This window comes from Mesorhizobium sp. C268A, assembly GCF_040324475.1.
Taxonomy (GTDB): domain Bacteria; phylum Pseudomonadota; class Alphaproteobacteria; order Rhizobiales; family Rhizobiaceae; genus Mesorhizobium.
The window spans coordinates 2,819,825-2,830,679 of the sequence record NZ_JAMYVX010000001.1; the positions used below are offsets into that span (position 1 = coordinate 2,819,825).

At 63.8% G+C, this 10,855-nt stretch carries 9 protein-coding genes; 4 read left to right on the forward strand and 5 right to left on the reverse strand.

The genetic code is table 11. From position 1 onward, the window contains the following. The first annotated feature begins 161 nt into the window (after positions 1–161). The 3 genes from NKL06_RS13630 to NKL06_RS13640 all read left to right on the forward strand — a co-directional run bounded on the left by NKL06_RS13630 (position 162) and on the right by NKL06_RS13640 (position 2,873). On the forward strand, positions 162–980 hold the full coding sequence (locus NKL06_RS13630) for a hypothetical protein (protein WP_245260580.1): 819 nt from the start codon (positions 162–164) through the stop codon (positions 978–980). A gap of 77 nt (positions 981–1,057) precedes the next feature. Beyond that, on the forward strand, positions 1,058–1,861 hold the full coding sequence (locus NKL06_RS13635) for an isocitrate lyase/PEP mutase family protein (RefSeq protein ID WP_023692650.1): 804 nt from the start codon (positions 1,058–1,060) through the stop codon (positions 1,859–1,861). 13 nt (positions 1,862–1,874) lie between these two features. Beyond that, complete coding sequence (locus tag NKL06_RS13640) at positions 1,875–2,873, forward strand: proline racemase family protein (RefSeq protein ID WP_023692651.1); 999 nt, start codon at positions 1,875–1,877, stop codon at positions 2,871–2,873. Positions 2,874–2,878: 5 nt separating this feature from the next. Here NKL06_RS13640 and NKL06_RS13645 read toward each other — a convergent pair whose 3' ends face one another. Then, positions 2,879–3,580, reverse strand: coding sequence for a sulfate transporter family protein (locus NKL06_RS13645; RefSeq protein ID WP_023692652.1), 702 nt, complete (start codon positions 3,578–3,580; stop codon positions 2,879–2,881). A 197-nt stretch (positions 3,581–3,777) separates the two neighbouring features. Continuing rightward, a complete protein-coding gene (locus tag NKL06_RS13650; RefSeq protein ID WP_023672873.1) occupies positions 3,778–4,680 on the reverse strand; it encodes a DMT family transporter in 903 nt (300 codons plus the stop codon). Positions 4,681–4,895: 215 nt separating this feature from the next. On the opposite strand from NKL06_RS13650, the gene NKL06_RS13655 reads away from it, so the two are divergent. Continuing rightward, on the forward strand, positions 4,896–5,888 hold the full coding sequence (locus NKL06_RS13655; protein WP_023692653.1) for an adenosine kinase: 993 nt from the start codon (positions 4,896–4,898) through the stop codon (positions 5,886–5,888). 71 nt (positions 5,889–5,959) lie between these two features. On the opposite strand, the gene NKL06_RS13660 is transcribed toward NKL06_RS13655, so the two are convergent. The 3 genes from NKL06_RS13660 to NKL06_RS13670 all read right to left on the reverse strand — a co-directional run bounded on the left by NKL06_RS13660 (position 5,960) and on the right by NKL06_RS13670 (position 10,761). Then, entirely contained in the window at positions 5,960–7,033 is a 1,074-nt protein-coding gene (locus NKL06_RS13660) for a GGDEF domain-containing protein (RefSeq protein WP_023692654.1), read from the reverse strand. A 124-nt stretch (positions 7,034–7,157) separates the two neighbouring features. After that, complete coding sequence (locus NKL06_RS13665; protein WP_023692655.1) at positions 7,158–9,437, reverse strand: NADP-dependent malic enzyme; 2,280 nt, start codon at positions 9,435–9,437, stop codon at positions 7,158–7,160. 142 nt (positions 9,438–9,579) lie between these two features. After that, positions 9,580–10,761, reverse strand: coding sequence for a glycosyltransferase family protein (locus NKL06_RS13670; protein WP_023692656.1), 1,182 nt, complete (start codon positions 10,759–10,761; stop codon positions 9,580–9,582). Positions 10,762–10,855 lie beyond the last annotated feature (94 nt).

Consider the following 10,855-nt stretch of genomic DNA (forward strand, 5'->3'; position numbering starts at 1 on the left):
CGCGCGGCCAGCCTGAGGCGCCCATGCCAACGAACCTGCTTCGCTCCATCCTAAAGCGTTTCACCGTTTCATGGAAACGGCGAACCGCTCTATCTTTTTGTTTTGTTGCAATTTCCGGCCGGACAACCGCACACACTTTTCCTGAAATTGCTCTAGCGCTTGTGCTGCTGCCGTGGCTTTGGACCGCAGCCGGCGCGCAAGCCGTCAGCTTCCCGGAATTCGGCAGCGCCATCCCCGGCCACATGGATGTGACCTATCTGGACCTCGCAAGGATGGTCATTCCCGGCCTCGCAGGTGACAGCAACGGTTTCTACCGGGGTGGATTGCCGATCGAGATGCGCCACATCGAGGGACCGGATGGCGGCGGTTCGCCGCCTGAGACATCGGGCCTCTCCAACGCCGGCGTGCTCGCCATCAAGGCCGGGGGCAAGGACCGGCTGGCGATGCTCTACGACCTCGGCGACTCTCCCGACAGCGCCGAAGGCTATGCCGTGCTGGCGCTCTACGACATCACAGACAAGCCGAAGCTGCTCGACGCCGTCAATGTCGCGCTCGACCGCGGCACCTATTTCCGTGAACCGGGCAAGCTTTCCGTTGGGCCGAACGACGACATCGTGATCACCATGAGCGCGCATTTCAATTCAAGCCAAAACTACGCGATCACGCCGCTGATCATGGTGCGCGACGACAAATTCCAATTGATCGACATGATCTTCACCTTCGATGAGAACCTGTGCGCCTACAGCCGCAAGCAGGACGTTGCTTTCCAGACGATCGCTGACGGGCAGCCTTATGCCGCGGTCAAAGTGACGGTGACCGACGCCACGGTGCTCAACGGCGAGAGCTGCGACGACCAGCCGCCCAAGCCTGAAGCCCACACAATTTCCGTTACCTATCATTGGGACAAGAAGACGTTGCACTACGTCAAGGATTCCGATGCGCTGGACAAATTGGCAGGAGAGAACGCCAAACGCTTCTGAGCCAACCGCATTCGTTTGCCCGGTGCATTGCTGCACGATAGTATCTGCCGGCATTTCCGCATCTGAAGGGAGCACTCATGGACAAGGGCAAGATCTTTCGCGACCTGCACGCCTCGACCTTCGTCATGCCCAACCCCTGGGATGTCGGCACGACCAAGCTCCTGGCCTCCTTCGGCTTCAATGCGCTGGCGACGACCAGCGCCGGTTTTGCCTTCTCGCGCGGCCTGCCCGATGGCGCAGTGACCTTCGAGGCGATGATCCACCATTGCCGCGAGCTGACGGCGGCAACCAGCCTGCCGGTGTCGGCCGATCTCGAGAAAGGCAAGGGCGACAGCGCGACGAGTGCCGCCGAGACGGTTTTTGCGGCCGAAGCGGCAGGTCTCGCCGGCTGCTCGATCGAGGACCATACCGGCGATCCCGACAAGCCCATCTATGAGTTTTCACACGCAGTCGAGCGCGTTGCAGCTGCTGCTGAGGCCGCACGGGCGCTCAAGCATGATTTCGTCTTCACCGCACGGGCCGAGAATTTCCTTTGGGGCAAACCGGATCTCGACGACACGATCAAGCGGCTGCAGGCCTTCGAAAAGGCCGGCGCCGATGTGCTCTATGCGCCCGGCCTCAAAGATGTCGAGACCATCCAGAAAGTCTGCTCGGCGGTGAGCAGGCCGGTCAATGTCATGGCACTCCCGGCCTTCACCATCGCCGACCTTGCCATGGCCGGGGTCAAGCGCATCTCGCTCGGTCCGTGGCTGACCAATTTCGCCTTCGGCATGCTGGAAACCGCGGCGCGCGAGATCCAGCAGGACGGCACGTTCGGCTTCACCCGGGCCGCCATCCCGTTCGGCAAATTGCAGGCGCTGTTTTCCAAATCCTCAGGCTAGGGGGTCCCGGCGCATGACGCTCACCGTCGTCGACATGCACACCGGCGGCGAGCCGCTCAGGATCGTCACCGACGGCTATCCAGACATTCCCAAAGGCACGATCCTGGAAAAGCGCGCCTATGTGCGCGACCACCTCGACCATTTGCGCAAGCTGCTGATCTTCGAGCCGCGCGGCCACTACGACATGTATGGCGCGCTGCTGGTGGAGCCCGACCTGCCCGGCGCCGAGCTGGCCGTGCTGTTTATGCACAACGAGGGCTATTCGACGATGTGCGGCCACGCCATCATTGCGCTTGGCCGCTACGCCGTCGACGAAGGGCTGGTGGTCAAGCAGGAGCCAATCACCACCGTCAACATCGAGGCGCCGTGCGGCATGGTCGTCGCCTCGGTCGAGGTCAGGGACGGCAAAGCGGGATCGGTGTCGTTCGAAAGCGTGCCGGCCTTTCTGTTTGCCCATGACCAACAAATCGAATTGGGGGGATACGGCAAGATTGCGTTCGACATCGCCTATGGCGGCGCCTTCTACGCGCTGGCCGACTGCCATCAATTCGGCCTGGAGTTCGGCCGCAGCCGGGTGCGCGATTTCGTCGACGCGGCAACCGCGCTGACCGAGCGGCTGAAGGCGGCGTTCCCTCTATCGCATCCCGACCATGCCGATCTCGCTTTCCTCTACGGCACCATCCTCACCGATGGACACGATGCGTTCTCCGGCGAGGCAACAAAAAACATCTGCGTCTTTGCCGATGCCGAGGTCGACCGCTCGCCGACCGGCTCCGGCGTCACCGCGCGGCTGGCGGCAATGCATGCCAAGGGTGAGATCAACCCTGGTCAGGAGCGGTCCTTCGAAAGCATCGCCGGCTCGCGCTTTTCCGGAGCGGTGGCGCGCACGACCATGGCCGGCCCGCATGATGCGATCATCGCCCGCGTCGGCGGCCGCGCCTACTATTCGGGCCGGGCGGAATTCACCGTCGAGCCGGATGACGAATTGGGACGCGGTTTTCTTCTGCGTTGATAGGCCTATCGCCCGGCGCTCTCCCGCGCGCCGACCGCCTTGTGCAGATGCACCATCATGGCGGCGGCAAAGAGCGGCGTCAGCAGGTTGAGCAGGGGCACGGCGAGGAAGGCAGCGATGAGCAGCCCGGCCAGAAAGACGGTGCCGGCATATTTCCGGCGCAACGCCCTCGCCTCATCTTCCGGGCGGAAGCGCATGGCGGCGAATTCGAAGAATTCACGTCCGAGCAGATAGCCGTTGACGATGAAGAAGGCGGCGATGTTGACGCCTGGAACCAACAGAAGGAGCAAGGCGACGATGTTGCCCAGGATGACGACGCCGAAGAATTTCACCGACAACACGAGCGAGCGCAGCGCCGGCATGGCGCGTCCGACGGGATCGGCCGGATAGTCGGTGCGCTCGACCACTTCGGCGATGTCGTCGAGAAACAGGCCCGCCACGATTGCCGTCACCGGCGCGATCAGCAGCGCCATCCCGAAGGCAAGAGCGATGGCCGCGATAATGCCGCCCAGCCATCCGGCCCAGGACGGCAGGCCGGGCAACAAGGAGTGAACCCATGGCAGCGCCAGCCAATCGACAAGCCCGGTCAAGACGAACCACAAGGCGACCAGCGCCAGGACGGTCAAGCCCAGCGTCTTCAGGAAAACCGCGCGGAATTCGGGAGAAAACAGCCGGCTGAAGGCGGCGCGGGCAGCGTTGGAGATCACGGCGTTTCCACCCCCAGGAACAAACGAATATCTCCGACATAGGCGGAGACCCTGTCAGCCGCAAGCCTGCCGGAGCGGGCACAATTCCGGACGGGACTTAGAGCATGACCCCAAAAAGTGGGTACCGGTTTTGGAAAAGATCATGCCCCAACAAAGGGCTAGATCATGATGAGATTTCAACCAAATCTCATCATGATCTAGCGCGCCAGCGCCCGGGAGCGGGCGGGGATGGTCATCGCCGCAACGCCGGCGACGACGCAGCCCATCCCCCAGAACGCCGTCGGCCCCAGGCTTTCGCCGAGGAACAGGACACCGATGCCGACGCCGATCGGCACGCGCAGATAGGCCTGCGAGGTCGTGCCGACCGAACCAAGCGTGTGGATGAGGCGGAAAAAGATGCAGAAGGCCAGCGCCGTGGAGAACACCGACAATGCCAACAAGGCCAGTATCGACGCCATTGAAGGCGACAGCGTCCACGGGCGGTCGAAGGCCAGGCTCAAGGGGACGAGGATGACCGCGCCGCACAGCATCGAGCCGGCGGCCGGCAGCATCGGGTCGAGTCCCCTAAAGCTGCGGCCGAAAATGGCTGCGCCGGCATAGCAGACCGTGGCGGCAATGACGGCAAGCTGCGCCCACAATTGATGGCCGAGCCCGCCAAGCGCCTGGGTGCCGACGATCAGGCAAATGCCGGCAATGCCGGCACCGACACCGAACAGCTTGCGTGCGGTCACGGATTCATGGCGGGTGATAAGCGCGGTCAGCAGGAAGGTGAAGATCGGCGAGGTCGCGTTGAGAATGGTGGCCAGACCGGCGTCGATGGAGCGCTCGGCGGCGGCGATCAGCGTGAACGGCACGACGCTGTTGAGGCAGGCCTGGACCATGAACCGCCACAAGGTCGCGCTGTCCTTGGGCATGGCGAGGCCGCGCCAGCGGATCAGCGCGAGCAGGATGGCGCCGGCAATCAAGGTGCGGGCAGCGATGAAGGATATCGGCGGGATCGTCTCGACACCGATCTTGATGAAGGTATAGGACGCGCCCCACAGGGCCGCCAGCACGCCAAGCAGCGCCAGTTCGGTGGTCATGTCGGTCTTTGCTTGCATGCGGGTGCTTCCAGCGCCTGATTTGAGGCCAAGCTTGTAGGCGACCCGGCGGTCAGATGCTTCGGCCACGGTCGAACTGTGATGGAGCCTCGTCCCAGGCGCGCGCGCCGGCTTGGGCCGGCAAAGGATGGAAATCGGTTGCCATTTTTCGGGGTGATGCTGTAGACCCGCCCGGGCGCGGCAGAAAGCCGGCAGGTTCCGAGGCGGAGACATTGATGCCGGATTTTGACGTGCTTTGCATCGGCAATGCCATTGTCGACATCATCGCCCAGTGCGACGACGCTTTTCTCGAGACCAACGGCATCATCAAGGGTGCGATGAACCTCATCGACACCAAGCGCGCCGAGCTGCTCTACAGCCGCATGGGGCCGGCGATCGAGGCCTCGGGCGGCAGCGCCGGCAACACGGCGGCGGGCGTCGCCAGCTTCGGCGGCCGCGCCGCATTCTTCGGCAAGGTATCGAACGACCCGCTCGGCGAGATCTACGCCCATGACATCCATGCCCAGGGCGTTGCCTTCGACACCAGGCCGCTTGAGGGACAGCCGCCGACGGCGCGCTCGATGATATTCGTCACCCCCGATGGCGAGCGTTCGATGAACACCTATCTCGGCGCCTGCGTCGAACTCGGCCCGGAAGACGTCGAGGCCGACAAGGCATCCGGCGCCAAGGTTACCTATTTCGAGGGCTATCTGTGGGATCCGCCGCGCGCCAAGGAGGCGATCCGGCAGACGGCGAAGCTCGCACACGAGGCCGGGCGCGAAGTGTCGATGACGTTGTCGGATTCGTTCTGCGTCGACCGCTACCGGGACGAGTTCCTCGAGCTGATGCGCTCGGGCACTGTCGACATCGTCTTTGCCAACAGCCACGAGATCAAGTCGCTCTACCAGACAAAATCCTTCGACGAGGCGCTGGCGGCTATCCGCAAAGACTGCAAGATTGCCGCCGTCACCCGCTCCGAAAAAGGCTCAGTGATCGTGCGCGGCGACGAGACCGTCACCATTCAGGCGACGACGATCCGCGAACTGGTCGACACCACCGGCGCCGGCGACCTCTATGCCGCCGGTTTCCTCTACGGCTACACCTCGGGGCGCAGCCTGAAGGATTGCGGCGATCTCGGCTCGCTGGCCGCCGGGCTGGTGATCCAGCAGCTCGGGCCACGGCCGCGGCAAAACCTGCGCAGCGCGGCCCAATTGGCGGGGTTGCTGTAGGGCCGTCTTTCGGCGCGCAGCGCCGAGCCAGATGAGGGGTGCCCGCCGGTTGAGGCTGTCCGGCGCTCCGCTCAGGCGGTGCGGCGAAGGTCGTCGGACGTAGGCCCGGGTTCCAAAGCCCCGGCGGTGACCAGCCGGTTGCGGCCGCTCTTTTTGCCGATGTACATCAGTCGGTCGGCGAGCGTTATCAGCGCCTCCGAATCGGACGCTTCCGCCGGGTAGATGGCGACGCCAACGGTGCAACCAACATGGATGGCACCATTCGGCGTCGGCACCTTGATCCGCAGCTTTTCCAGGATACGTTCGGCGACGCCCACGGCCTTCTGTCGGGCCCGGCTAGCCTCTCCTGAAAACAGGAATGCGAACTCGTCTCCACCGAGCCGCGCCACGAAATCAGCGCTGCGCAGGACGGTGCGAAGCTGACCCGCCACCTCATGCAGCAGCGCGTCGCCGGCCTCGTGGCCGAGCGTGTCGTTGACCTTCTTGAACCTATCGAGGTCGATGAACAGCAGGCCGGCCGCCTGGCCGGTGCTGTCGCAGCGGTCGATCACCGACCTCAGCTCGTTGTGAAAGGCGCGCCGGTTGGGCAGGCCGGTCAATGCATCGTGGTTGGCCGAGTGGTCGCTGTGCTGCTTGGCCAGCTCGATCTCGCGCTTTTGTACGGAGAGTTCCTCATTGGCGGCCTTGAGTTCGAGCAGCAGCTCGGCGTTGAGATCCTCGACGACCTTGCGGTCGCTGATGTCGACGACGAAACCTTCCAGGAATTCCAGTTCGCCTGCCTCGTCCCAGACGCCGCCGCCGATCTCGCGGACCCAGAGCGGCTCGCCGACCTGCGGCACGATGCGGTAGTCGACGTTCCAGTTGCAGCGCGCCTCGAGCGCGGTATCGACGGCGGCATAGACGGCAGCGAGATCATCCGGGTGGATGGCCGAGACATAGTCGCGCACGGCATTTTGAATGAAGTCGCTCGGCCGATAACCGCTGACGGTGAAAATGCCGTCGCTGATGTAGAGCATGGTGTAGGACGCATCGTTGCGGCAACGGTAGAGATAACCGTCCATGCGGCCGGTGATGCTCAGCAGCGCATCCAGGCGCTCGTCGTGATAGACCCCCTGGCCGACCACAGATGCCATGTCATGCTTCATGGCCGCACCCCCGTTTTGGCGGTCTGAGCGCGCCGCCAATGCCATAAGGCCATAGGGGGCGAGAACGTTCCCTATAGCAGCCGAATATTATCAATCTCTTATGGGTTGGCGATTTTGCCGCCAATCAGGCTCCCGCGCTATAGGCCGCGATCGCAGCCATGTTGACGATGTCGGAATCCTTGGCGTTGAGCGAGACTATCTGGACCGGCTTGTTGAGGCCGACCAGCAGCGGGCCGATGACGGTGGAGCCGCCGAGTTCCTGCAGCATCTTGGTCGAGATCGAGGCCGAGTGGAACGCCGGCATGATCAGCACATTGGCCGGGCCGGTCAGGCGAATGAATGGATACTGGGCCATGGCGCGGGCATTGAGCGCCACGTCGGCGGCCATCTCGCCATCATATTCGAAATCGACGCGGCGCTTGTCGAGGATGCGTACCGCTTCCTGGACGCGTTCCGAGCGCTCGCCCTGCGGGTGGCCGAAAGTCGAATAGGCCAGCATGGCGAGCCTCGGCTCGTAGCCCATGCGGCGGGCAAATCCCGCCGCCTCTTCGGCGATGTCGGCGATCTGCTCGGCATTGGGCATGTCGTGCACGGCGGTATCGGCGACGAGGACTGTTTTGCCCCGCGCGAGCACGATGGAGACGCCGATGACGCGGTGGCCGGGCTTGGCGTCGATGACGCGGCGGATATCGTCAAGCGCCGTGGAATAGTTGCGGGTGACGCCGGTGACGATGCCGTCGGCATCGCCCAACGCCACCATGCAGGCGGCAAAATGGTTGCGGTCATTGTTGATCAGCCGCTGGCAGTCGCGGAACAGGAAGCCTTTGCGCTGCATGCGCTCGTAGAGATAATCGGTATAGATGCCGTTGCGGCGCGACAGCCTGGCATTGATGATCTCGATGCCTTGCTTGTTGAGGTCGATGCCGGCGTGCCTGGCGTTTTCCTTGATGACATCGTCGCGGCCGAGCAGGATCGCGGTGCCGAGCTTCTGGTTCACATAGGAGACGGCGGCACGCATCACCTGTTCTTCCTCGCCCTCGGCAAAGACGATGCGCTTGGGCTGGCGGCGGACGCGGTCGTAGATGCGCTGCAAGGTCGAGGCGATCGGGTCGCGGCGGGCCGACAGTTCCTGCGCGTAGCGGTCGAGGTCGAGGATCGGCTTGCGGGCGACGCCTGACTCCATCGCCGCCTTGGCCACAGCGAGCGGGATGGCCGAGATCAGGCGCGGATCGAACGGCACCGGGATGATGTAGTTCGGGCCGAATTTCGGCCGGTTGCCCTGATAGGCGGCGGCGACATCGTCGGGCACGTCCTTGCGCGCCAGGTCGGCCAGCGCTCTCGCTGCGGCGATCTTCATGTCGTCATTGATGGTGGTGGCCCTGACATCCAGCGCACCGCGGAAGATGTAGGGGAAGCCCAGCACATTGTTGACCTGGTTGGGGTAGTCGGAACGCCCGGTGGCCATGATGGCGTCGGTGCGGATTTCGGCCACTTCCTCCGGCGTGATCTCCGGGTCGGGATTGGCCATGGCGAAGATGATCGGGTTCTTGGCCATCGACTGCACCATCCTGGTGGTCAATGCGCCCTTGGCCGACAGGCCGAGGAAGACGTCGGCGCCGTCCAGCGCCTCGGCCAGGCTGCGCGTGTCGGTCTTGACCGCATGCGCCGACTTCCACTGGTTCATGCCTTCGGTGCGGCCCTGGTAGACGACGCCCTTGGTGTCGCACAGGATGATGTTGTCGGGGGCAAAGCCCATCGCCTTCATCAGTTCGATGCAGGCGATGCCGGCGGCGCCGGCGCCGTTGCAGACCATTTTCGTGGTCTTCATGTCGCGGCCGGTGATCTCCAGCGCGTTGATCAGCCCGGCGGCCGAGATGATGGCGGTGCCGTGCTGGTCGTCATGGAAGACCGGGATGTCCATCAATTCGCGCAGGCGCTGCTCGATGATGAAGCATTCCGGCGCCTTGATGTCTTCCAGGTTGATGCCGCCGAAAGACGGCCCAAGAAAGCGCACGCAATTGATGAACTCGTCGGCATCCTCGGTGTCGACTTCGAGGTCGATGGAGTCGACATCGGCGAAACGCTTGAACAGCACCGCCTTGCCTTCCATAACCGGCTTGGAGGCCAGCGCGCCGAGATTGCCGAGGCCGAGAATGGCGGTGCCGTTGGATATGACGGCGACCATGTTGCCGCGCGTCGTGTAGTCGAAAGCGCGGCTGGGGTCTTCGGCAATGGCCAGCACAGGAACCGCGACACCCGGCGAATAGGCGAGGCTCAGATCGCGCTGCGTCGCCATCGGCTTGGTGGCGACGATCTCCAGCTTGCCGGGGCGGCCCATGGCGTGGAATTCCAGCGCCTCCTCGGCGCTGACGGAGGGGCCGCTATTTTCGGTTTTCTTGGCCATGATGCTTTTGATTTCCTCGCCGGTGTCGCCCCCTTGAGACGGGTGCGTGTTTTTGAAACTTCCGGATCAAGGCTACACGCCACCGCTGTAAATCGCCAAGCGATCTTCACGCCCGCAGCGAATCTCCCGAAGTCGAACGGCGTCACGTCGGCTCTGGCTCGCTGACGAAGGCAGCGATTTCGCGCACCGTTCCCCGCCGCATCATGCCGTCTGTGCCGGGGAAAGGCCACGTCTCGATGGGTGGCGCACGGCTTCCCTTGCGCCGCAGCAATGCAGTCAGGAACGCCATGAGTTCGATGCGCTGGGCGTGAACCTTCTCCAGCGTGCGGCGGCGGATCTGCTGACGCGGTATGGCACGATCTCGCAGCGTCTCGACGGCGCGGCGAATGGCAGCCGGTTCCGGATCGGCGACGATGCAATAATCCGGATCGAAATAGACGTCGCGACCGCCAAGGCTCGGCGTACTGACGATCGGCAGGCCGGCCATCAGATATTCCATCGAGGAGTACATCGCTCCTTCCACGGCCGACAGGCACAGCCCGACGGCGGCCTGGTTGTAGACGTGGTTGACCTGTTGCGCCGTCAGCTTGCCCGGCCAGCCGTCGACGAGCGGATTGGCGATCTGGTGGAGCGGCGAACGCGCCTGCAGTCGCCGAACAAAGGCGCGGGCGGCAACCGGCGGCAATTCGCCGATCGAATAGGTGATGTGGGCCAGCCGCTCTATGTCGAAGGCCAGGTGATGGCGTTTGATCGGCGAGATGCGGCCATTGTAGACCGCGTCGAATTCGACCGGCACGTCCGGCAGCTGCCGGAATATATCCTCCGACACCATCAGATTGTGGTTGGAGAAGATGGCATTGCCGCCCGCAGCCGCGACGAGACGGCGCTCTTCCTCGGTGTTGCACAGGAAGATGATTTCGTGCAGCGGAAACCGGCCGGCATACCAGGCGAGATCGCGGCCCATCCGGGCGATGACAGCCGGCCGCTCCATGGTCCAGGTCTGCATCGTCAGGAAGGTGACGCGCCGTCCCGCCAGGCGCCGGCCAAGGGCCGCCAGTGGATAGAGCGGACGGGCTCCGCCAATCGGGACATAGAGCACCAACGGGTCGCGGCTGAGCACATGCAGCGACATCTCGATGCCGCTATCGAGATCGGACAGCGGTCCCCGTGTCGGCAGGAGGAAGGGGACGCGCTTGCGCACTGTCCCCCTAAGCTTGCTTTTGGTACGGTGGACGCGCCGCGCCGCCAACAGCAGCAGGCGCTCAAGCGCCGATCCAGCCGGACCGACCAGCTCTTCGAACGCCTCCTGTTTGTCCTCATCCATGCCGCTTATCCCCGCCATGGCGATCATAGGGTCTGGTTGGCGCCCGAAGCAACCAACGGCTTCACCCGGCGTAGAGGGAGCACAAGCCGCCGTC

What these genes read in the sequence shown, in the direction of transcription:
- NKL06_RS13635 (WP_023692650.1), top strand. Translation starts at nt 1,058, where the DNA reads ATGGACAAGGGCAAGATCTTTCGCGACCTGCACGCCTCGACCTTCGTC.
- NKL06_RS13640 (WP_023692651.1), top strand. Translation starts at nt 1,875, where the DNA reads ATGACGCTCACCGTCGTCGACATGCACACCGGCGGCGAGCCGCTCAGG.
- NKL06_RS13650 (WP_023672873.1), bottom strand. Translation starts at nt 4,680, where the DNA reads ATGCAAGCAAAGACCGACATGACCACCGAACTGGCGCTGCTTGGCGTG.
- NKL06_RS13655 (WP_023692653.1), top strand. Translation starts at nt 4,896, where the DNA reads ATGCCGGATTTTGACGTGCTTTGCATCGGCAATGCCATTGTCGACATC.
- NKL06_RS13660 (WP_023692654.1), bottom strand. Translation starts at nt 7,033, where the DNA reads ATGAAGCATGACATGGCATCTGTGGTCGGCCAGGGGGTCTATCACGAC.
- NKL06_RS13665 (WP_023692655.1), bottom strand. Translation starts at nt 9,437, where the DNA reads ATGGCCAAGAAAACCGAAAATAGCGGCCCCTCCGTCAGCGCCGAGGAG.
- NKL06_RS13670 (WP_023692656.1), bottom strand. Translation starts at nt 10,761, where the DNA reads ATGGATGAGGACAAACAGGAGGCGTTCGAAGAGCTGGTCGGTCCGGCT.